The 24,470-nt window shown below is 31.3% G+C and carries 19 protein-coding genes and 1 other annotated feature; of the genes, 7 read left to right on the forward strand and 12 right to left on the reverse strand.

What is annotated here, in order from left to right; genetic code table 11:
• Positions 1-223 precede the first annotated feature (223 nt).
• The 6 genes from HNR33_RS10075 to HNR33_RS10100 form a co-directional block, all read right to left on the reverse strand.
• Entirely contained in the window at positions 224-382 is a 159-nt protein-coding gene (locus HNR33_RS10075) for a S4 domain-containing protein (protein ID WP_429082953.1), read from the reverse strand.
• Positions 383-446: 64 nt separating this feature from the next.
• Positions 447-1,364 (reverse strand): patatin-like phospholipase family protein, encoded by a 918-nt coding sequence (locus HNR33_RS10080; RefSeq protein ID WP_429082955.1) that lies wholly within the window; start codon positions 1,362-1,364, stop codon positions 447-449.
• A gap of 93 nt (positions 1,365-1,457) precedes the next feature.
• Positions 1,458-2,447: a D-cysteine desulfhydrase family protein gene (locus HNR33_RS10085; protein ID WP_429082957.1), complete on the reverse strand. Its 990-nt coding sequence runs from the start codon at positions 2,445-2,447 to the stop codon at positions 1,458-1,460.
• Between the two features lie 297 nt (positions 2,448-2,744).
• On the reverse strand, positions 2,745-4,298 hold the full coding sequence (locus HNR33_RS10090) for a hydantoinase/oxoprolinase N-terminal domain-containing protein (protein ID WP_429082959.1): 1,554 nt from the start codon (positions 4,296-4,298) through the stop codon (positions 2,745-2,747).
• 1 nt (position 4,299) lies between these two features.
• A complete protein-coding gene (locus tag HNR33_RS10095; RefSeq protein WP_429082961.1) occupies positions 4,300-5,388 on the reverse strand; it encodes an S-methyl thiohydantoin desulfurase family protein in 1,089 nt (362 codons plus the stop codon).
• Positions 5,385-6,650: a cytosine permease gene (locus HNR33_RS10100; protein ID WP_429082963.1), complete on the reverse strand. Its 1,266-nt coding sequence runs from the start codon at positions 6,648-6,650 to the stop codon at positions 5,385-5,387. Before HNR33_RS10100 ends, HNR33_RS10095 begins: the two co-directional genes overlap by 4 nt.
• A 329-nt stretch (positions 6,651-6,979) precedes the next feature.
• Between HNR33_RS10100 and HNR33_RS10105 the strand changes: the two genes are divergently transcribed.
• From HNR33_RS10105 to HNR33_RS10115, 3 genes are read left to right on the forward strand one after another with little or no spacing between them, the layout of a single operon-like run.
• Positions 6,980-8,596 carry a sigma-54 interaction domain-containing protein gene (locus HNR33_RS10105; protein WP_429082964.1) on the forward strand — a complete coding sequence of 539 codons (1,617 nt, stop codon included), beginning with the start codon at positions 6,980-6,982 and terminating at the stop codon, positions 8,594-8,596.
• An 11-nt stretch (positions 8,597-8,607) separates the two neighbouring features.
• Positions 8,608-9,708: a DUF917 domain-containing protein gene (locus HNR33_RS10110; protein ID WP_429082965.1), complete on the forward strand. Its 1,101-nt coding sequence runs from the start codon at positions 8,608-8,610 to the stop codon at positions 9,706-9,708.
• Positions 9,709-9,721: 13 nt separating this feature from the next.
• Entirely contained in the window at positions 9,722-11,020 is a 1,299-nt protein-coding gene (locus HNR33_RS10115) for a hypothetical protein (protein ID WP_429082966.1), read from the forward strand.
• 122 nt (positions 11,021-11,142) lie between these two features.
• On the opposite strand, the gene HNR33_RS10120 is transcribed toward HNR33_RS10115, so the two are convergent.
• The gene (locus HNR33_RS10120) at positions 11,143-12,489 is read right to left on the reverse strand and encodes a GNAT family N-acetyltransferase (RefSeq protein ID WP_429082968.1); all 1,347 of its coding nucleotides are present in this window, start codon (positions 12,487-12,489) and stop codon (positions 11,143-11,145) included.
• A gap of 318 nt (positions 12,490-12,807) precedes the next feature.
• Positions 12,808-14,724: an ABC-F family ATP-binding cassette domain-containing protein gene (locus tag HNR33_RS10125; RefSeq protein WP_429082970.1), complete on the reverse strand. Its 1,917-nt coding sequence runs from the start codon at positions 14,722-14,724 to the stop codon at positions 12,808-12,810.
• A 195-nt stretch (positions 14,725-14,919) separates the two neighbouring features.
• Here HNR33_RS10125 and HNR33_RS10130 point away from each other — a divergent pair, with 195 nt between their 5' ends.
• Positions 14,920-15,501 (forward strand): hypothetical protein, encoded by a 582-nt coding sequence (locus tag HNR33_RS10130; RefSeq protein ID WP_429082972.1) that lies wholly within the window; start codon positions 14,920-14,922, stop codon positions 15,499-15,501.
• Positions 15,502-15,588: 87 nt separating this feature from the next.
• On the opposite strand, the gene HNR33_RS10135 is transcribed toward HNR33_RS10130, so the two are convergent.
• The 3 genes from HNR33_RS10135 to HNR33_RS10145 form a co-directional block, all read right to left on the reverse strand.
• Positions 15,589-16,443, reverse strand: coding sequence for a DUF2785 domain-containing protein (locus tag HNR33_RS10135; RefSeq protein ID WP_429082974.1), 855 nt, complete (start codon positions 16,441-16,443; stop codon positions 15,589-15,591).
• Between the two features lie 269 nt (positions 16,444-16,712).
• The gene (gene tyrS / locus HNR33_RS10140) at positions 16,713-17,921 is read right to left on the reverse strand and encodes a tyrosine--tRNA ligase (protein ID WP_429082976.1); all 1,209 of its coding nucleotides are present in this window, start codon (positions 17,919-17,921) and stop codon (positions 16,713-16,715) included.
• Between the two features lie 148 nt (positions 17,922-18,069).
• Positions 18,070-18,336 (reverse strand) — a binding site (T-box leader).
• Positions 18,337-18,490: 154 nt separating this feature from the next.
• The gene (locus HNR33_RS10145) at positions 18,491-19,492 is read right to left on the reverse strand and encodes a class I SAM-dependent methyltransferase (RefSeq protein WP_429082978.1); all 1,002 of its coding nucleotides are present in this window, start codon (positions 19,490-19,492) and stop codon (positions 18,491-18,493) included.
• A gap of 344 nt (positions 19,493-19,836) precedes the next feature.
• On the opposite strand from HNR33_RS10145, the gene HNR33_RS10150 reads away from it, so the two are divergent.
• Both HNR33_RS10150 and HNR33_RS10155 read left to right on the forward strand, forming a co-directional pair.
• Positions 19,837-20,610, forward strand: coding sequence for a GNAT family N-acetyltransferase (locus HNR33_RS10150; RefSeq protein WP_429082980.1), 774 nt, complete (start codon positions 19,837-19,839; stop codon positions 20,608-20,610).
• A 54-nt stretch (positions 20,611-20,664) separates the two neighbouring features.
• Entirely contained in the window at positions 20,665-21,486 is an 822-nt protein-coding gene (locus tag HNR33_RS10155) for a DNA-formamidopyrimidine glycosylase family protein (RefSeq protein ID WP_429082981.1), read from the forward strand.
• 115 nt (positions 21,487-21,601) lie between these two features.
• On the opposite strand, the gene HNR33_RS10160 is transcribed toward HNR33_RS10155, so the two are convergent.
• Positions 21,602-22,483, reverse strand: coding sequence for a LysR family transcriptional regulator (locus tag HNR33_RS10160; RefSeq protein WP_429082983.1), 882 nt, complete (start codon positions 22,481-22,483; stop codon positions 21,602-21,604).
• Positions 22,484-22,606: 123 nt separating this feature from the next.
• Here HNR33_RS10160 and HNR33_RS10165 point away from each other — a divergent pair, with 123 nt between their 5' ends.
• Positions 22,607-23,797, forward strand: coding sequence for a coenzyme F420-0:L-glutamate ligase (locus HNR33_RS10165; RefSeq protein WP_429082985.1), 1,191 nt, complete (start codon positions 22,607-22,609; stop codon positions 23,795-23,797).
• Positions 23,798-24,470: the final 673 nt, after the last annotated feature.

A 24,470-nucleotide genomic window follows, 5' to 3' on the forward strand; every position in this document is an offset into this window, starting at 1 on the left:
TTCCCTCCTAATCACATAACATATATTATATCGTATTTGTAAATATTTTTAAATTTAAATCAGATTATATATCACTTGTTAATATTTTCAATAGGTAAAAGTCATAAAAAAAGTCTAGTTGATAAAATCTCCAGACTCTTTTTTGGTGATATTAAGTTATATAGCAATTCATGTAAATAGACTAACCTATATAAATATACTATTTATTATGGTTGTTCATTATTTATTTTATATCTTCAATCGAAAGCAAAACTATATCTTTTTCATTGAGTAAATACTTAGTTTTAACTATTTTTTCATTAACTAGTACATAACCCTTATTAATATCCTCTTCTATTTTTATACGACTTATATCTACGATTTGATTATATAAATAAACCAATGCATTTTAATTTTACGTAATAAAAAATCTGAAAAACCACGTGCTAGTTGCCTATTCTATTAACTCAATTTTTAAATATCTGAACATATTTATTAAAACTCCAGTTGTTTAAAAACCTTATAGTGCTCTCATAGCCATTTTCACATAGCTTTTCTACGTGCTCATTGACCCTATTAAAATCTGTAGATTTGATTTTACCATCATAATCAATAACAATAGTTCTAACACAATCTTTATTTCGAATAAAATTTTCCTCATCCTTATTGATAGGTGCATCTATAATGTCTTTTAAATATGCAAGTATATCTTTTCTTCCTTGAGATGTTAAGCTGTCCAAATCCTTTATCTTAAGACCAAAGGTAGGCCATTGTGGTATTCCCTCTACATCAAATATCCATATTGGAAAACTGCTTAATAGACCTCCATCTACAATGAAGCTTAGCTTATTATTATATTTTAATTCTACAGGCGTAAAATAAAAAGGTATTGTACAGCTCATTCGTACTGCATTAGCAATGCTATATTCATATGGGTCAATGCCATATCGAGGAAGATCGTCTGGCAAAATCAGCATTCTTCTTTTTGTTATATCTGCAGCAACTATCTTTAATCTGCTTTCTCCATTAGACATTACATGTTTAAATTTCGTAATTCCTTTTTTCTTTAATAATCCATGCATCCAGCGTTCAATAACTATGCTGTCGTATTTGCCTTTATCAAATAATAACGAAAGGTATTTTCCTACTACAAAAACTTTACCTATACGTGTTGGTTGTCTAAATATATTAAAATCAGTATTATAAATTATTTTAGTTAGTTCATCAGAATTGTATCCTGCTATGATTAATGCAGCTATAACTGAACCAGCAGATGTTCCAGCGCACCTTTGAATCCTGTATCCTTTCTCCTCAAATGCTTTCAATGCTCCTACATAGTTAATCCCTAAAACTCCTCCACCTTCAAATACTAAATCCACGTTCATTATTATTCACCTCTTAATAATATATGTCTGGTGTTGATTTAAAGGAATTATTATCTAAAAAAATTCTCATGCTTTAACATGAGAATTTCTATATTAGAATGAAAACAAATCTTTTTTAGGAAATAGACCAAACAATCCACCTGTATGAATAAACAATATTTTATTATACCCTTTTAGTGTACCCTTTTTTATCTCTTCTACCAGTCCATACATCGCCTTTCCAGTATATACTGGATCTAATATTATCCCTTCAAGCTTTGCAACCTTATGTATGAACTCAATTTCTTCAGGACGACTCATGGCATAACCAACACCAACATATCCATCAATGATATTAATATCATCCTTTAAAAAGGATATTTCTTTTCTTGTATACGTAAAGCTGTCTTTTAAGATATTACTTATCTGATTTTTAAAATACTCTGCATCATCACATACGTTTATACCAAATATCTTTGCAGTATTCTCGTTTACTTTATTAGCATAAAACAATCCTGCATATGTACCTCCAGAACCTATAGCTGTAACTATTGCATCAAATTTAAATCCCAGCTGTTCCTCTTGTTTTAATATTTCTTCAAGTGCTTTATAGTATCCAAATGTCCCTATGCCATTAGAAGCACCTTCTGGAATAACATATGCTTTGTGCCCTTGTGTAGACAATCTTTCAGCTAGTTCAGTCATTATTTCTATTCTTCTTTCCTTATAGTCCTCAGGTGTAATGAATTTAATGCTCGCTCCTAGAACCTTATCTAGAAAGTAGTTTGAGTCAATGCCTTCTTCACCTGTTCCTCTTAGAACAAGATATGATTTTAATCCAAGTCTTGCAGCTATTGCCGCTGTTGCTCTTGCATGATTTGACTGTACTCCACCACATGTAATTAAATAGTCACAGTCTTGGTCAATTGCTTCTTTTATTACAAATTCTAACTTTCTTATCTTGTTTCCCGAAAACTCTGTTCCTGTCTGATCATCTCTTTTGATATACAACTCTACATCTCCAAGCTCTGTTGAAAGTCTATCTAGTCTTTCTATTTTCGTAGGTAAGTTTGCAAACTGCATAGAATCAGGTAGTTTAATCATTTTATCAACCTCACATTCCATATTATAGTCTCATTAAAATTCAGTTTCTTCTGCAGCTTAATTCTATGTAATGATATATTGTTCCATCTCATACTAAACAATATTATACTTTATCTTTATGGCAATGGGTAATAAAATAAAACCAATCTTTCAAAATATTACCTGAATTTTTCACTAATAACTTTTAAATAAAATCTGACTTAGAGCTTGAAAAGATTTTCATCTAATACTTATGCAAAGCAACATAAAAAAGAAGCTTTATATAAAGCTTCTTCTTTTCCAATCAATTTTTCTAAACTATACAGATAAATTTCCTACAGCTTTGACCTTTATACTTATGGCATTTCCTGGATGATATGCTAAAGGTATATCTTCAACATCTACGATGTCTATACAGTTAGGGTCTGCACCTGCTTTTATAGCAATTTTAATAGCTTCCTCCTTGCTTTGTGTTAACGCTTCATCTCTACTTATGCTATCAAGACTAAACAGTTTCTCAAATGTACCGCTTACTTGAGATATGGCAGAGCCAATAGCATTAGCAACGGGAAAACTATCTGGCCTTATAATCTCTGATACTGCTTCCAGCCCATCTCTAACGATAATACCTCCTCCACCAACGAGCACTACTGGAGCTGGCTCAGAAGAAAGCTTCATCTTATCTATACCTTCCTCTATCATCTGCATCATCTTATCCATGACTTCTTGAGCAAAAACTTTATCAATATGATCTACCTTACTAGAATCCCCTATTTCAGCCATATCTAACCTTACTGCGATATCTGTAGCCGTTAGTGTGTCACCACCAAAAACTAGAGATTTTTCAGTTAGCTTATATCCTACACTATCAGGACCTACTTTAATTTTTCCATTATCCTCTCTTATTATAGTACCTCCTCCTAATCCTATAGCTAAAATATCTGGCATTCTAAAGTTAGTTCTAGCCCCTCCTACGTCAGTGGCTTGAGAAGATTCCCGTGGGAATGAGTTTACAATGACACCGATATCTGTGGTCGTACCACCTATGTCTAGTACAATAGCATTTTTTATCTTGCTTAAGAAAGAGGCACCTCGAATACTATTGGTAGGTCCACAAGCTACAGTCAATATAGGAAATTTCTTAGTATAATCAACACTCATTAAAGTCCCATCATTTTGACAAAGGTAGACTTCAGCATTGTTAATACCTTCTCTTAATAAGCCATTTCGAAAACCATCAGTTACAACCTTGGCAACTTTCATCAATGAAGAATTTAAAATAGTAGCATTTTCTCTCTCTAGAAGTCCCATGCTAGCTACTTCGTGAGATAGTGAAATAGGTATATCTCCTAATTCTTCATTTACTATTCTGGCTGCAATTCGCTCATGCTCTGAACGAATATGTGAAAAAACACAAGAAATAGCAATAGCCTCTACCTTACCTTCCATTTTCCTTACAGCTCCTCTTATCTCTTCTTCATCAATAGGAGCAATCTCTCTACCGTCGAATTCATATCCTCCTTTAACTATCTGATAATGCTCACTGACTGCTTTAACCAAGTCTTCTGGCCAATCTATCATAGGCTCTATGGAGTGCGTTGCAGGTGATCCAATTCTTATCACTCCAACTTTACACAGCTTTTTTCTCTCTACAATTGCATTGGTACATTGAGTTGTTCCTAGCATTGCATATTTTATTTTTTCCTTGTCTACTTGTGATTTCTCTAGTACTGTATGAATTGCCTGAAATATGCCAGTGCTTACGTCCTCTGTTGTAGGTATTTTAACGCTGCCCACTAAGTTAAATTTTTGATCTATAATGACAGCATCAGTATTTGTACCACCTACATCTACTCCAAGTCTATAAATCATGTTATCTTACTCCTTTCATGCGTTCTTCTATTGGAACATAGTCAATATCGTAACCAAAATACCTTGGTCCTACAGTTTCAATTCCTTTCTTTGTTCGCCATTGATCATCACATTTCAAACCAATTACTAAGACTCTCCTACCATACTTTAACCCATCAGTAGTTACAGGTGTAATGTTTTCCAAATCAGCCATACATATAAGATCCGGTGTTGTTGCTAAAACTTGCCCCCCTTTTCTAGCAACTAAGTTTTCATTTTGAAAGTTTACTTCACAAATTTCGCCTTTGAACTCCTCTACTCCGTCAATTTTTACTGTACCAAAGTTGAATCCACCTTTAGTCTCTCTGAGAACATCTATAATCTTTCCTTTAAATATTTCAATACCATTTATTTTATCTATTAATTGCTTTATAGGAGGTATGTCATGCTTGCTAGATTCTCTAATAGCTCTTCCTATTTCTTCGGAATAAGACATGATATTTCTTATTCCACATTGTTTTAGTTGTTTTCCCAGCATTGGATAGATCGATATCATAACAGAGCCACCCTGTACTACAGTCATAGATCTAGCTATATTTTCAGCCCATTTGTTATTGATTGTCTCTAAAATTGCTACATTTCCTTTCTCATCGGTAATTGCCATAGGAGTAGAGCTAACACCATGTAGGTGAAATGTGACCATCTGGAGTTCTGGAAAAGCTCTACCCATACCATCTATATCAATAATTGGCACGCCCATTTGTGCTGCCACTGCAAGTGGTATCATAGAATTAACTCCACCAGCTTCAATAGGCATAGTGGCGTAAATCTTCTTACCATAGTATTTTTCTAGTTTTTCAAAAACTCTTCTAAATTCTGAACCATTGGCTATTTTCTCTACAAGTACCGTTGGTGCTCCCATCATAGCTGTAGGTACTATAAGAGCATCATCTGGAACATCGTCAACATCTATCAATGTAACTTCCCCATATTTTTTTATTGCTTGAATAGCCATTAATTTCCCTATATAAGGGTCACCACCTCCACCTGTTCCAAGCAAAGAAGCGCCTAAAGCAATATCTTCAATAGCCTGAATATCTAGTTTTCTCATATTATCTCCTCCTCATTAGTCATGTTTTCACTTGTTTTTGTTTGCAAACTACAAACAGCTAAATATACTATCATAGAAACAATGATTCCGTTGATTGGCTGAATCCCAAACTTAAATACAATAGCCACAATACTACCTACAAGCCAAGAACAAATACCAACCATATTCATTCCTTTTGTCTCTTTAAAGCTTCTAGGGTCACCCTTTTTTACTATCCAATAGTCTGCAATCATCACTCCAGCAACAGGCGGCAATGCAGCTGTTAAAACCATTAAGAAATTAGTAAAATAGTTTATTATACCTGCAACAGCTAGGATTGTGCCTAAAAAACCAGCAATAGCAGTTGCCATACTTCTTTTAGAGTCGCTTAGATTAAAGAGGTTAGTAATCGCTAATCCTCCTGAATAAGCATTAACTGTATTAGTTGTCCATGTAGCTAAAATGAGAACTACAAGCCCTAACACAGGAACCCCTAAGTCAGTTAATACTTGAGAAATATCATAAGTTCCGGAAACCAAGCTCATAATACCTCCCATAGTTATCATTGCTATGCCAGCTGGTATTACTCCGAAAATTGAAGACTTTATAACATCACTTCTGCTTCTTGCATATCTAGAGTAGTCACCTGCAATAACTCCACCTAATGCAAAAGAACCAACTGTTAATGCTAATCCTGATAAAAAGCTCATTGGATTAGTAGGCTGATAGCTAGTTATTATTCCAAAGCCTTGCTTTGCTAAAGACGTATAAGATCCGTAAAAACACACTGCAATTAGAGCAGGAACAGCTATATAATTTAGATATTTTAAGGCATTAATACCATATACAGCAGTAGTAAGCATAATAACTCCCCAGATAAGAGATGAAGCCCATACTGGAATATTCAAACCAAATGTAGCCATGGTTTGGCTAAATGCAGAGCCACATATGTTTGCTTGGAATCCAAACCATCCTAAACAGGCTATTCCAAGCGCTGATGACATTAACATTTTAGCACCCTTTTCTCCAAAAGCACCGGATGCCATTTCTACAGTAGAAAGTCCAGTATCAGAAGCCTGCATACCCTGAAAACACATATATATAACAACTACTCCATATCCAATTATACTAGCTAAAAATGCCTCCATTACCGATAGACCTGATATTAATAGTCCTCCCGTCATTAGAGATGAAACACAAATCATTGAACCAATCCATATAAACGCTAAACTTCCCCAAGACTGTCTTTGTTCCATGGGAATTCCTTTTACATTATTTTCCATAAACAACCCTTCCTTCACTATGATTTCATTCTTTTGTTCTATAACGTTATAAAACTATTATTGTAGCTTTGTTTTATATAACGCAACTTCCATGCCAAAATAATTTGGTTATAATAACGTTTTCACAAAAATAAATGGAGAAAATATATTGCCTTAAATATAATTTCTATATTTATAATTCATTTTTTAGCAAGTTTATTACTATAATTCTCTTGTTTTCTCATCAATTCTCATCATTATTATTTTTTTCTCACATAACACCAACTCTCTGGTATAATAATGAATAATGAGAATTTTGAGAAAGGACTGACATCATGAAGCTTGTGTCTTTGAAAAACTATTTAGACAGTATAGCAAATGGACTAGGATGTTGCATTTTTGTGTTTAATGAAAATACAATGATTTCAAAATCAATTGATTATAAGCTTGATAAACTACTATTCTCATATAAACTATTTGAGAATAATACACTAGATATGTTTAATAGGGCACATATCTCCATAGATGAGGAAGAACTTGAATTAAACAATAGATTAATATATATTGAAAAAATTATTGTTCCAGTTAGACATTTCAAAAAAAGTAAGACATTAGTGTGGGTATTTGCAAAAGAAAGAGATATTACCCAAAGCTCTCATAACAAAATTCAGATTGTTTCAGAAGACATGCTATCTTTAGTACAAACCTTGAGTGAAGTATACACACTATTATCTGATCTAGAAGGCGTTAGAAAAGAAAATTCTCTATACAGGCAAATGACTTATCATATAAGTAATATGTTATCAAATAGCCTAATATTGTATGACTCTTTTGATAATATTTTGTTCTATAACAATTCCGCTAAGCAAATGGAAATAACAAATAGAAATATTGAGGAAATACTCGATTTAACTACTAAGGAAATTTATTTAGGAAATGAAATCATAGGTAAAGTCAGATATACTTCTAATCAAAACGATCTGATTAGCCAATACAGCAACACTATAAAAAACTTCAATAAAATAATAGGTAAAAATGCTCAAATGGATAAAGTTTTATATATTATGAAACAAGTTGCACCAACAGATACTACAGTTCTACTAAGAGGAGAAAGTGGAACAGGCAAGGAAGAGTATGCTAAACTCATACACAACTTAAGTACTAGAAAAAGCGAACCTTTTGTAGCTTTAAACTGTGCTGCAATCCCCGAAAACCTACTTGAAAGTGAATTATTCGGCTATGAAGGCGGGTCATTTACTGGTGCAAAAAAAGAAGGTAAGGTCGGAAAATTTCTACTTGCTAATAAAGGGACATTGCTATTAGATGAAATCGGTGATATGCCACTTTCACTCCAAGTAAAGCTTTTAAGAGTGTTACAAGAAAGATATATAGAACCAGTAGGTGGAAATAAAAAAATACCTATTGATGTAAGAATCATATGTGCGACTCATCAAAATTTGGAAGAGAAAAAAAGACTAGGTGAGTTTAGAGAAGACCTATTTTACAGAATTAATGTCATTCCAATAACTATACCATCACTAGATAGTAGAAAAGATGATATAGAACTTCTGGTCACTTACTATGTAAAAAAATATTGTATTTCGCAGAAGAAAGGTTTCATGACATTTTCTTACGAAAGCATGAAGGCCCTAAAAGAGTATAGCTGGCCAGGTAATATAAGAGAGTTAATTAATGTAGTAGAATACTGTGTTACCATGATCAATAAAAGTACAATAGATATTAATGATCTTCCAGCATACTTACAACTGAATCAAGCGATAGAAAAAGAAAGAGTAATATCAAAGGATTATAACATGTTCAATAAAAAACATAACAAACCATCAAAGGAAGAGCTTTTAATTCTGCTAAATAAGTTTGGTAATAGCACAGATGATAAAAAAAGACTAGCAGAACACCTAAATATTAGTCTTGCCACTCTATATCGCTGGATTTCAAAACTTAAATAAGGAGGACACATATGGATTTTATATATAAAAATTGGTTAAAACCTCTTTTTCTTGGAAGTATTTTTATGGGTTCAGGTGGAGGTGGAAAAACAGATAATTTATTAATAACATGTCAAGAACTATTTGCAAGTGACATTAGTATTCCTCTTCTAAGTATAAAAGACTTAGAGCTTAATAGTATCTATGCAACTACGGGTTTAGTAGGTTCGCCAGAAGTATTGGATGATTTTCATTGTACTGGTCACGAAGGTATATCTCTTTTAAATAAGTTATCAAATACCATCAACACGGATGTTAAAGGTATTTTCACATTAGAATGTGCAGGAATAAATGTTTTATATCCACTTTTAGTATCTGCACTATCTCATATTCCTATCATTGATGGTGATTGTATAGGCAGAGCATTTCCAGAGTTGCAAATGACAACATTTCACCTAAACAACTATACATTAAAACCTCTTATATTTTCTAATACACAAAAAGAGACGTTTGAATTCAGCAATGAAGACAATTTCATGTTAGAACTCAACATACGCCATATGCTTAGTAAAGTAAATAATATAGGTTTTTTTGCTGGTTGTCCTGTAATTGGAAAAGAGTTGCAAAAAATATTGATTCCAAATACTATTTCATTAACTTATGAAATCGGAAAATCATTTATTGACTATTCAACTTATGAAGATATCTTATTCAATTTAATAAAAACAACTAAAAACTCTATATATGGTGCATCTATAGAATTATTCGCAGGCACTATTGATACAATAGAAAATATTGAGCATAAGCACTGGCAATCTATTTATATAAAAGGTATCAAGGATTATAGCCATGATAAATTTCAAATATTGACACAAAATGAAAATCTCATTGCATATAAAAATGGAGCACTTGCAGCAATGGTACCTGATTTAATAAGCATGATAGACTTAGACACATTAAAGCCTGTGGGCAACAATAGTATCACTCAAGGCATGAATGTTGCAGTCATTGGTACTCCTGCACCTTTAGTTTGGAAGACAGATAATGCTCTAAACATTGTAGGCCCTCAGTGTTTTGGATATAAATCCCCATATAAATCCTTAGAAGAACTTTATTATAATTACTACTATTAGATAGGTGATATAGATGAAAAAGCGTTTAGCATTAATTGTCAACGAAAAAACTATTGATCTGGTAATAGGACTAGGAAAAATACCTACCGCTATCAGTAGTATCATATATGAAGATATAACTAATTTAGGGCAGTCCATAGAATACTTTTTGGAAAGCAACAAAATAAACAGTGAAAATGTTAAAGAGATTTTAATAGCTATAGACTTCACTATGTTTTTAAAAAATATTAAGAAAAGCTCCTTTGGATATATACAACTTGGAAATCCAATGTCTTATAACCAATTAAATATTGAGAACTATATTTATGACATAAATTTATTTATAGATAGTTTTTCTATTAATAATTTGAATACTAAAGATACTAAAATCGGCTTAGAAAACTTTCTTAAAGCTCTTGTCAGAAAAAATATAAACAAAATAGCTATTAACAATCCATTTTCAAATTTTAATAAGAATAAAGAGAAAGAGATAATTAATACTATTCAAAACATTTATGGGAATGATGTAGTGTTATTTCCATCACATTTTCACAGTATTTCAAATTATTTAGTTAGAGAAAATATGCTGTTTTTAAATATTATACTTTATGAAAATGTTAAAAAAATGATAGACAATATTCTAGATATTTTTAATGTTCTAAACATAAATAGTAACGTTTTTTTTATGAGAGGAAATGGTACCCTTACTAGTCTAGATTTTATTCTACAATCCTCCTCTGATACCTGGAAGTCTATATACTCTTCAATGCTAATTGGTTCTAGTATTATAGCAGGAGAGAAAAATAGCTATGTATTAACAAAAAATGAAGCAAATTTGGAAGCTAGTATAATTCAAGACGGAATGCCTTTGCTTTTAAAACCACTAAGTCATCTGGAAAACTTAGTTTTGTCACCAAATTTTCCATGGATAATAGATATTCAGAATAATTATGACCAAAATAATTTAGCCAGTATACTTAGTCAAAATAATGTTTACCAAGGAGAAGTTCCAGTAATAAGTTTTGTGGAATCCATAAAACCTCACTCGGTATATCCATATGAATTAATAAAATTAGAAAATAGTTCTTACGTTGCTGCTGTTGGCATATTGAACGCGCATTTTCAATTTAATATAAGTGGTAGTATACAAGACATGAATCCAAAAATTGTAGATAAAACTAAGGATAATTTAAAGCAAAAAGCATTCAATTTATTAAAAAAGTATAATATCAAAATTCAAAACATAGAATATTTCTATAGTATTACTCCTGTAAAATATAATTCTAAGAATACAAGTATAATTAATTTGACTATAAATGGACAAACCTGCTAATTCTGATATTATATAATATCAGAATTAGCTAGTTTCATTCTATATTAAATTCGATAAAAAAAGATATCCTATAAAAACATGAGATATCTCCTTTTTTCATAGTAAAATAGATTTGATTTATTCTATTCACCATAATAAATCATTCTATTATACATATGTTTAAATCCTAATTTTTCATAAAGCTTTTTTGCTCTCTTGTTATCTAAATCAACGTGTAGAGAGACCTTGCCACCTGTTAGCTCCACTACTTGATTTATTAGCTTTGTAGCTATTCCTCTACCTTTATTGCCTTTCTTTGTTGCAATATATGACAAGTGATAAGTCGGTATATAGCTTTCGAATCCAATGTTTACTACGACACACACACCTTGTGGAGTATTATTTCTTAATGCAATTAAAATAAAACCATCTTGTTTTGCTGACTCTACTGCCTCACTTATTTCCTGCATTGAATCAGAATATTGAAGAAGCCATTCCTTTATCCATGATGATATTTGTTCTATAGAATACTTATCAAAGCTCTGTATTCTCTCAATGTCAATATCACTCTTTCCATTGTTTAATATTATTACATGGTTTCCATCTTGAATTTTTTTCTCTTTTGCAAGCTTATAAAATCCAGCAAAAGAATAGCCTTCTTCTGTAGATAATATTACATTTTCTAAATGTCTTAATACATTGGAGCTCTCTTTCAATAAATTTTCATCTATGGATAATATATTTCCATTTGTGTCATGAATAGCTTTTAATGTTTCCTCTAATAACAAGCTTTGATCTATAAATAGATGACGGGTATATTTGTTTACTTTAATATCATATTTATCCAGATCATTCAAATGAAGATTTTTCTTGTAATCATCAAATATTATATTTCCATTAGGAATTGTACAAGAAAATATTTTAGGATATTTTTCAATATCTCCTTGTACCCACCTATTTACAAATCCATTGTAAAGACTAGATACAGTATAACCATAACTAAGTTGGGTAAAAACAGTACTTATTTGACCATTTAACTTTTCTGTTATTTCATCTCCAATTTTTTGCAATGCTAATATACTTAAATGCTTATTGCTAAAGCCATTTGAACCATTATAATAATTGTTTTCAAAACAATATTGCTCAAGAAATGCTATTCTGTTATCAATATCTCTTTTAGTAAAATTAATAACCTCTTCTTCAGAGTACTTACTTCTCTTCCATTTCTCGTTCTTGAATATTGGTATTTTGATATAAATATCATTTTTCAATGCAAACTGCATTATTGAGTCAATATATTCATACGACCCATCAACTAAAATACTTTTTTTGCCTTGCATTAATGCGTCCTTTACTAATACTTCTGCAATCCTATCGTACTTATGTCCATATGGATTTGTTCCCTCAAGCTTCAAATATATTTCTTTTACTCCCAAATATTTCTCAAGTTTTTTTGCCCTCATAAGAGGTGTCCTTCCTGATATGTTCAAACTATCCCTCCAATTTAATTGATTTTATATAAAAAGCACCCTAACTCACAATAGAGTTAGAGTGCTTAAGTTTCGCCTTATCGACTCACTTTATACCACCCTTAGTAGTATAGACAGATCCATTCGAATCTAAACAAGCCCCAGTTCTAAAATACAGTTTTTCAACAGAAATTTCACAATAAAACGTAAGCTTACCTAAATCTGCATACACATATCTAGGCTCACACACTTGCTACTGTTCCTGCCTACTTCACACATGTTTTTAATCACAACTACATTTTATCATATAGATTTATATTTTTCAAATTATGGAAAACATTATTGCATTCCTTCTGCTATTTCATTTAGATATACCCATCTCTCCATTTTTAGTTCCAACTGTTTCTCCAGTTCTTCTTTTGAACCTAGCAACTCTTGTAAAAGCACATAATCTGTGCTAGCCTCATTAATTTTGTCCTCAATTTGACTGATTTTCTCTTCTAGCTCTGCAATTACTCCATCTATTTCCTCATATTCTCTTTTTTCCATATAAGAGAATTTTAAAGGTTTTTCATTGCTCTTTTCAATAGAATTTTTGTAGTTAGTATTATTCTTTTTACTTGAAGTATTCTCTGCTTTATTAACTTTTTTGTTTTCATTGATGCTATCTTCGTTATCATTAATTATGTCTTCTTTTAAATCTGTATAGTTTCCTGTATGCTCTACTATTTTACCGTTTCCTTCAAACACAAATATTTTTTCTGCCATTTTATCTAAGAAATATCTATCATGAGAAACAGCAATAACTGCACCTTGAAATTCTTCAAGATAATCCTCTAAAACTGTAAGTGTCTCTATATCTAAGTCATTAGTTGGCTCATCTAAAAGAAGTACATTTGGTGCTTCTACTAGCACCCTAAGTAAATGCAGCCTTCTTTTCTCTCCTCCAGACAGCTTTGAAATGGGTGTCCATTGCAGCTCAGGAGGAAATAAAAACCTCTCCAACATCTGTGATGCACTTATTTTCTGTCCATCTTGTGTAGTAAAGTTTTCAGCACCTTCTCTTATATATTCAATAACCCTCATATTGCCATCAATATGATGAGTTTCTTGAGAAAATACTCCTAGTCTTACTGTCTCTCCTACTTCAACCTTTCCTTTGTCAGGCTCTATCTTATTACTTATTATATTTATTAAAGTAGATTTTCCGCTCCCGTTTGGTCCTACAATACCTGCTCTATCATTTCTCAATACAATATAGCTGAAATCATCTATTATCTTTTTATCTCCAAAAGATTTATTTATATTATTTATTTCAATTACTTTCCTTCCAAGTCGACTATGAGCTACTGATATCTCTAACTTTTCTTCATTTAACTCTACTTTTTCTTCATTTAATTTTTCAAATCGCTGTATTCTAGCTTTTTGCTTTGTTGTTCTTGCTTTTGCACCCTTTTTCATCCAAGCTAGCTCTTTTCTTAAAAGACTTTGCTTTTTTTTCTTATTGGCAGCATCGATTTCTTCTCTTTCTAATTTCTTTTCTAAAAAAGTATTATAGTTACCTTTGTATTCGTATAGATTGCCCCTATCAAGCTCTATGATTTTATTAACTACTCTATCTAAAAAATACCTGTCATGCGTAATCATTAGAAGAGCACCTTTTCTTTTATTAAGGTATTGTTCAAGCCAATCTATGGTTTCATTATCAAGATGGTTAGTAGGTTCATCTAGGATTAGTAGGTCTGATGGATTAATTAAGGCTGAAGCTAAAGCTATTCTCTTTTTTTGACCTCCTGATAATGTTCCAACCTTTGCATCAAAGTCTACAATACCTAGCTTAGTTAAAATACTTTTTGCTTCACTTTCAATATTCCAAGCGTTCATTGTATCCATCTCATGTGTAAGCTTTATAATTCTGTCACTTGAAGTATTGGGATTCTGAATGGCTTCTCTGTATTCCCTTACTAATTTCATTACTGCTGAATTATCTTTAAATATTTGTTCAAGAACTGTAGCATTAATATCAAAATCAGGATCCTGTGAAAGATACTCTATCTTGACCATGCTCCCTTTTATAACTCTTCCTGTATCAGATTGTTCCACTCCTGCTATTATTTTTAGAAGTGTGGTTTTACCTGTTCCATTTATTCCGATTATTCCGATTTTATCACTGTCATCTATTCCAAAGTTTATATTGTCCAGCAATTGTTTCTCACTATAGCTTTTCGAAATGTTTTCTATGCTTAAAAGATTCATATTACTCCTTCTCCACGATTATTAGTTTTATTTCTTTTATAACATATAAAGTAGAAAAGGGCAAACATCATATTTATTCAATTCTAAATTCTTAAGAAAAAATTCATTTTATTTTTACCCTTTTTTAATGTTTATCCATTATAATTAAATGTATAAAATTTATCTTAGCATTATTAAGGAGTTGAGCAATTATTCATGGATCATAAGTATATTTATTTAGTCTTTTCAAAAACAGGCACCTGGCTTTCAAATATCATAAATATTTTTTCAGACACTAAATTTGTACACTCATCTATTAGCTTTGACGATAGTTTTACCGAAATGTATTCTTTCGGTAGAACTAATCCTAACAATCCCTTTTCAGGTGGTTTTGTAAAGGAAAGCCTTCATGAAGGAGTTTATAAGAAATTTAAAAGAAGTGAATGTATGATATATAGAGTAAAGGTCACCGAAAAGCAGTATTATTCTCTGAGAAAAAATGTTGAAGAATTTTTAAAGAAAAAGGACAAGTACAGATATAATTTTATAGGACTATTTGGAGTACTACTAGACAAGCCTATTAAAAGGAAAAACCATTATTTTTGCTCCCAGTTTGTTTCGGAGATTTTAATAAAAAATAAAGTATATAACTCCAATAAGCCTTCTGAACTTATACAAGCAAATGATTTGTTTTCAATTAAAAATAAAGAAATAATTTATGAAGGATATATAAATAAATGTTACTTGTTCAATGATGCATATATCTTTAACAAAAATCTCGCGGTAGATTTTCATTAGTAGTCTTATCTTTCCGTCCATAGAAAATGCTATGAATAGATTACTTACAAAAAACAGGGAATCGTCATCTAACGGTTCCCTGTTACTCTATACGCTTATACCATTAAAAAAACTGTTTATACTATTTAAAACTTGCTCAATTTCATCAGTAAATATTGAAGGTGCTTTTCTGAATTTAAGCCTAAAATACAAGCTTCGAAGTAAGCCCTTTATGTTCTCATTCCAATAATGCGCTTCAGGATAATTACTCGGCTTCTCAATATCTTCAAAGCTCCTAATCCAACCAACAACTTCACGCTCACCAAGAACATTTCTATCAATTACATTTACAACTGCTGATGTCAATCTTTCAGTCTCTTCATTTACGTATACGTAGTAGCTTATATTTGCCTTTTCCTTTATTACTTCTAAGATCTGCATCAATTGCTTCTCTTTCAAATAGTTGCATAATGCAAATGTTCTAAGAGCATCACCAGAATGCGCCGCAGCATGCGCCCAACCCTTGTCTTGCACATATCCTCTTGTATCTTTCTCTAGTCTTACATATCTTATAACATCTTCGAATACCTTAAGCATTTCTTCTTCACTAAGAAGATCTTCTCCAAAAGTATTATGATAGTATATTATCCACCGTACAACTAGGATTGTAAAGGCTCTGTTAAAAACAGAATCATCATCTTCTTCTCCAAGCTGATGAAATAAATGCTTGTCACTTAATGAAATATCTAATATCTCTCTTATTTGTTCCTTAGGTAAAACTTTTTTAATAATCATTCTACATACAAGTTCTAAAACAAGCTCATCTCTAAGCTCCGGATCTGTTGATCCAATATTGTCCATCATTTCTAATGCAAATTGCCAAACATCTATTCCTTTTGGAATAGCCCATTCATTTTTTCTAATTTCTAACAACCGGTTCTTTAATTGATTTTCTATCTCCACTTTTATTCCCCCTTATTCTTATAACCTTTTCTCAATAATTGATTATATAGATATAACGCTGACATATACCTGTCAGTGTAAATAATTATTTATAAATATTTGTATTATATGGTGCAACACAACAGTAGTAATGAGACTCTATAGTTTGCTCGTTCCATTTTATAAAATCAAATTACGACTTTAAATTCTGAAGCTTGACTAAAAATATAAAAGCTCTATAAGTTTTCTAAAACCTATAGAGCTTTTAATAATAGTAATCTTCCATGTCATCACCTTACTATTATAATTTTAATAAATGTTTTTTTACCGATTTGTATTATCATTTTATCATCTAATTTTATTTCTGCTAAATTTAATAATTTAACATTATTCACTTTCATTCCACCTTGAGCTGCTAACCTTCTCACCTCACTCTTACTTTTTATTATTCTATTATTAACTAAAATTTCTGCTAAGTCAAAATTAACATCTGAAACTTCAATCGTTTGTATATCTGTTGGAATCTGCTTTTGCTGAAAAACCTTTATAAATCTTTTTTCTGCTAAATCACCTTTTTCAGCTCCATGATATAATTTAACAATTTCCTTTGATAATCTCATCTTTATATCTCTTGGATTAGTACTATCTTTTTGTAATTCTTCACTTATCTTAATTACTTCATCTGGATGAATATCTGTTACCAATTCAAGGTATTTAATTATTAATGAATCGGGGATACTCATTGATTTTTCATACATTATCTCAGCAGACTCATTAATACCTATATAGTTGCCTAAACTTTTACTCATTTTTTCTTTGCCATCAACACCTTCTAACAATGGCATAAATATAGTAGCCTGAGGCTCTTGACCATACTGTTTCTGAAGCATTCTTCCCATAAGAACATTAAACCTTTGATCAGTTCCGCCTAGCTCAATATCTGCTTTTAATTCTACTGAATCATACCCTTGCATTAATGGATAAAAAAATTCGTGTATGGATATTGGCATGTTATTTTCAAATCTCCTTTTAAAATCTTCTCTTTCAAGCATTCTTGCTACAGTCATCGTTGATGCTAAACTAATCACATTTTCAAGCCCTAGCCTCGACAACCATTGACTATTGAATCTCACTTCTGTTTTATCTTTGTCTAATACTTTAAATATTTGTTCTTCATAAGTCTTAGCATTCTCTATTACTTGCTCTCTGGTAAGTGCTTTTCTTGTTTTAGACTTCCCAGTCGGATCTCCAATCATCCCTGTAAAATCTCCTATTACTATCACTGCTTTGTGTCCTAAATCCTGCATTTGTTTTATTTTTCTGAGTACTACAGTATGTCCTAGATGTATATCTGGCGCACTAGGATCTAGTCCTAATTTTACTGTTAATGGTTTCCTCTCTTTTTGTGACTTCATGAGCTTATCCTTAAGCTCTTCTAAACCTATTATTTCGTCTACTCCTTTCATTATAATTTTTAATTGTTCATTTACATTTTTCATTTTTTTTCCTCCTTCATAAAGTAAAAAGGCTTCTATATATGCATTAATAATATATTAAGGATGCCTTTTTTGGAACCCATTTACCGGAAAGTTTATATTAAGGTAAATTAGAACTTTCCTATGGGCTATAAAAAAACTCCCGTCCTCTATAAAGGACGAGAGTTTTAATCACGTGTTACCACCTTAATTTATCGCTACCTCACGATAGCAATCTTTTCGAGTACGCCAGTGTTAAGTATTCTTGGTTATACTCTAGCATTATAACGGATGCAGAAACCGGCAACTGCCTACTAGTTGTTATCTTTCAGAGTGCTGCTCAGAGATGTATTCAAATTAAATTGTTTTGCCCCTCTCACCAACCGGGAACTCTCTGTAAAACTCTTTTAATTTTACTTCTTCTCATCAAGGCTTTATTTTTGGAATTATAGTTATTATATATTATATTATTTTTCTTGTAAATATATCATAATATCTTCTAATAATTTTTTAATCATATTCTATTCTAAGACTGTTTGTCTTCATTATTACATTATCCTTATATAATACAAACTAAATAAAGTCTGTTTCTTTTACTTATTTACAATATATAAAAATCTCTTGAAGTTTCGTATGTCACCTTGGCATTCTTGAATTCTGTTATTATATAAAAACATATTATTCTCTTTTTCAAATTTTGATTTTAATTTTAATAGTACTTCTTCTTTTAGTACCCAATGCTCATAATTTTCTTTTGTCAAATCAATAACACTGTAGTTAAGCTTTAATCTATCTAGCTCCTCATCAAATCTTAAGCAACCCACATTAGGAGGATAAATAAAAAATGCATACATTGAAGCCCCTGGCTTTAACATATAAATTAGTTTTTCAACAACATCGCCAAAGGGATTTATAAAAAACAGTGAATCTATGGCAATTATAGCATCAAAAGTATGCTCTTTATAGTCAAGATCATAAATGTTTTTTGTCTCAAAATTTAACCTATTGCTCTTTGCTTTAGTTCTATTTATTGCAGACTCAATTGAAACAGGGGAAATATCTATCCCTGTAACATGTGCTCTTGTGACATCAGAAATATACTCTGTTATATATCCATTACCACACCCTATTTCTAAAACATCGCTTTTATCGTTAGTATTTAGATGATGAATAAGTAAATCAAGCTGTTTCATATCTGTCATTCCATGCTGACAAAGATCTTTATTATATACATTCTCACAAAATTCTTTATGAGCTAAACTATCCTCTGCTTTTTTATAAAACTCATCGTAGAAATATCTAGTTAAGTAGTCATTTTGATATATGAAATTTGAATAAATCGTACCTTTTTCTGTTAGATCAAAAGCTTTTTCACCACTTTCTATCTGGTATGTAATTACACCTTTAGATATAAGCTCTTCTGCACTCGTCTTCCAACAATTCATTATAGATGGTATTTTGATATCTATTAGAAATTCGATGTTTGAAGTACTTGCTTTACGATTTGTCTTTATAAATTTTATAATGATTGACAACAATTTCATTTCTGACTCTAATAACTCTTGAGTAATCTCGTCTATTAGATTTTGACACATTTGAATCTCCTCCTTATCAATTTCATTGTAATAATAATACTTATTTTATTACTATAATATGGAATAATATAGTCTTAATCTTTACTTTTTTATATGATATAATTATAGTATGGAATAAAATAGAAGAAATATTGGAATATGGATCCAAGTTTTTTTATATTAATTTATGCTAATACAGAATAAGAATAATTTACATTTAGCTATTATAGTATAGGAAGTAACAAAATTACACCTTATATTAACGAAGCTAAAGGCCATATAACAGTATTCCTTAATATACAAAATAGAGTAATCTTGAAAAGTTGTAATTTATATAGTCATCTAGTATAAATGGAGGTGAAAATATGGACAAGCAGTATTATCTCGATTGCTTGGATACAGGCACAAAGCTTTATTGGTATACTCTTGGAAAGTTACCTGGTATGTCTCTACATACAGGTGACATTGAATGGGTCATGTCTGTCTTACCTGATGGAGTTAAACGGATTTTTAATATATGCATAAAATCAGAATATGTTGATGATGCATTAAATGAGCTTATATATATGATAAAAAGCAACAAAGCTCCTTCAGGCATTCTTATCACTCCTAGTTCAAAACCAGATAATATTATTCAGATACTGTGCTCAAAAAGCTTTACTATTGACTATGATACAGGTAGCGGTATGGCTATGGATATTGACTCTTCAATATATCAAATAAAACCTGCCGAAAATATTGAAATAGTAAGTGTTAAAGATAAAGAAACATTAAAAACTTGGGTCAGTATCGTAAATACTGCACTTTTTGAAACTGAGCTTTTCACTTACGAACAAGTTTGTGAACTGTTTATGCTTGACAATACATACTTTTATCTTGGATTGATTAATGGTCAACCAGCATCAACATGTATGGCAATAACAGACGGATATATTGCTACTATAGAAATGGTTTCCACATTAAAAGAGTACAGGAAGAATGGGCTAGGTACAGCTGTTACAGTCACAACATTACAAGAATTGCTTAACATTGATATTAAGACAGCAATACTTCGTGCTGAGAAGGAAGCAGTGATCATGTATAAGAATATCGGATTTGTTGAATTTTATAAGAGAGTTGTCGCAAATTATAACTTATAAGAAGTAGCGTTTATTATACAATAAGTACAAGATTGAAGAGAAAGGATGATATAAATGATTGAATTACCTGAAGCTATTGTATTAACAGAACAAATAAACAATACACTTATAGGCAAAAGAATAATGAGGGTAACTGCAAATCATACACCACACTCGTTTGCTTGGTATACAGGTAATCCTGATGACTACCATGATCTCCTTGCAGGAAAAACAATTCAAGCTACTTCTACCTTTGGATGTTATATAGAGATATTTATAGAGGATATGATACTTCACTTAAGTACACCAGTAAGATACCATATAAAAGGTGCCAAGCTTCCAAAAAAACATCAGCTTTTGCTTGAATTTCAAGATTCTACAGCTGTAAGCGCTACAGTACAGATGTGGGGGGCATTATTCTGCTTTAAAAAAGGAGAATCCTATGACGTCCCTGACTGTCATAAAAAAAGCAGCGATCCCTCTCCATTATCTGATAGCTTTGACAGAAAGTTTTTTGACTCATTATTTGACGAAAACACACACAAACTATCTGCTAAGGCATTTTTAGCAACAGAACAACGTATATCTGGACTTGGTAACGGCGTTTTACAGGATATTCTGTGGACGGCTCAAATCCATCCACAGCGTAAGATGTCAACCTTGTCAAATGAGGAAATACATAATATGTACACTGCTATTAAATCAGTTCTTCGAGAAATGGTTGAGCATGGAGGTAGAAATACTGAGCGTGATTTATTTGGATGTCAAGGCGGTTACAATACAGTTCTGTGCAAAAACACAGTAGATAAGCCTTGTCCTAGATGTGGTGCTATGATTAAGAAAAAAGCTTATCTAGGTGGTAGTATTTACTTCTGTGAAAACTGTCAGCATCTATAAGCTATAAAGTATAAATTTATTAAATGGATGGAAACATTTAGATTATTTTGTATAAAATAATCATGATATACGCCAGGCAAATCATTCCCTTGTTTTTACTTGTTTTTTTGTTTTGTTAACATTCTAATATTTCAACAAATTTTTTCGAAGCAATTGAAAGAGTTACACTTTTTAAAAAGCAATATCCAATATTTCTTTTAGGTATTGGTTTAGACAGTTGTACCTCGTGTAGTATCCCTTTTTGCAAATATTCCTGAGAAAATTCTTTAATGACACATGCTATACCAAGATTAATCTTTGCAAACTCTAATAATAAATCATGGGATCCAAGTTCTATCTCTGGGTTAATTTTAACACCTTTTGACAGCATGTACTTTTCAACATACTGTCTTGAATTTGATTTAGGCTCAAGTAGTATGAGTGGAAACTTTAATAATTCTTCAAGACTTAAAGGTATAGAAAATTCATCTTTGTATTTCTCACCACAAACAAAAATATCATTTACTTCTATACATTTTCTTACCTCTAAAGATGAATCTTTTATAGGTAGATTACAAATCGCAATATCTATTTCTCCTGACTTTAACATAGCACAAAGCTCTAAAGTCGTACGATTGATTATTTTCAACTTAATATTTGGATACATGCTATGAAATCTTTCTAGATAAGGTAATAGAAAATATCTTGAAATAGTATCTCCAACACCTATTTTCAAATCACCTATCATAAGACTCTTAAATTCCATGAGCTTTTTTTCACCTACATTAATTAAGTTAATAGCTGAATTAGTGTATTCATATAAAAGCTGTCCTTCATTTGTAAGAACAACTCCCTTAGGTGTTCTTGTAAAAAGACGTATTTCCAACTCTGTTTCAAGCTGCATAATTGATTGACTAACAGCTGGCTGAGTCATGTAAAGCATTTTCGCAGCCTTAGAAAAGCTTTGACATTTAGCTACCTCACAGAAAACTCTATATAAATCTAACTTAGTTGGCATATAAGCACTCCTTATATCTAATATTATATCTATTTATTTTACTTATATCATAAAGAAGGTATATACTACAAGTATAGAATATGATTTCAATCCAAAATAAAAATAATTAAGGAGAGATTATAGATGGAAAGAGTAGTAGGTACTGTTGTTAGAGGTCTTCGTGCCCCAATTATCAATCAAGGAGATAATATAGCAGAAATTGTTGTAAATAGTGTACTGAAAGCTTCTGAAACAGAAGGCTTCTCTATTAATGATAAAGATATTGTTACTGTGACCGAATCTATCGTAGCTCGTGCACAAGGTAACTATGCAAGTATTGATGCTATTGGAAAAGATGTAAGTTCAAAATTTGGAGAAGATACTATAGGTGTTATATTTCCTATTTTAAGTCGTAACCGTTTTGCTATTTGTCTTCGTGGTATTGCAAAAGGCGCAAAAAAAATTGTGTTAATGCTTAGCTATCCATCTGATGAAGTAGGTAATCACTTAATAGATATGGATATTCTTGATGAAAAAGGTGTAAATCCTTGGACAGATGTTTTAACCGAAAAACAATTCCGCGATTATTTCGGATATAATAAGCATACTTTCACTGGTGTTGATTATATTGATTATTATAAATCTCTTATTGAAGAGTATGGTGTTAAATGTGAGGTTGTTTTTTCTAATAATCCAAAAACAATTTTAGATTATACTAAAAATGTACTTACTTGTGATATTCATACGAGATTTAGAACAAAGAAAATATTAAAAGCAAATGGTGGAGAGAAAGTTTATGCTCTTGATGATATTCTATCAACATCAGTTAATGGTAGTGGATACAACGAAACATATGGTCTTTTAGGCTCAAATAAATCAACGGAAGCAAGTGTTAAGCTTTTCCCACGTGACTGCCAACCTGTTGTTGATAACATCCAAACTATACTTAAAGAAAAGACTGGAAAAACTGTTGAGGTTATGATTTATGGAGATGGAGCATTTAAAGATCCTGTAGGTAAGATTTGGGAGCTTGCTGACCCTGTTGTATCACCAGCTTATACATCAGGACTTGAAGGAACTCCTAATGAAATTAAGTTAAAGTATCTTGCAGACAACAACTTTGCTCATTTAAGAGGAGAAGAGCTAAAGAAAGCTATCTCTGAATACATTAAAAACAAGAAGTCGGACCTTGTAGGCGCAATGGAAGCACAGGGAACTACACCTAGAAGACTTACTGACCTTATAGGTTCACTTTCTGATTTAACCTCAGGAAGTGGAGATAAAGGTACCCCTATAATATATATTCAAGGTTATTTTGATAACTATACAAAATAGCAGCTTATATTAATAAGTATTTAATTAACTCTTTCCTCGTTAGAGCAATGATTCTCAATGAATCAATTCAATGTTGAGGGGAGAGTTTTTTATTTATTGGGTTTTATAAAATTTGCCATGAAAATGCAGACATATTATAGCAATTTTCATGGCAAAAATTTGTTATATTTGGTTATTTAGTTTAGTACGTTCAGCTTATTTAACTACTTTACATTTTTTTCAATATGATGTATAATATATCGTGTAAAATAATTCTATTTTAGGAGATGTGAGTCTATAATGTCTAATTACGTAATTCTTACAATTGAACTAGTTTAGAACAAGGGATAAGTCTGCCCTTTTTTAACTATTTCAATTTAATATGAATTACGTAGTGAAGTATTAAAGACTCTTTTTTGTTGCCATTTTTTATCTATGCTTACTTATGTATGGTTAACATCATTTTTTAATTATTTTATTCGATTTTGATCATACACTATGCTTCTATTCCACAGGAGCTTCCATGGGCTTTAAAAAATATAGTATAAAACTATTTAAGGAAAGAGGAACTTTATTACCCTCTTTCCTTTTTTTATTTTAAGGAGCATTCCTGTAATAAATAAAAATGAACTTTGAAAAAAGAAATACCACCTGTTAAAATACGAGGTGTCAGATAATCTCACGTGAAAAACTG

The organism is Brassicibacter mesophilus, assembly GCF_050433385.1.
Lineage (GTDB): Bacteria > Bacillota > Clostridia > Tissierellales > Proteiniboraceae > Brassicibacter > Brassicibacter mesophilus.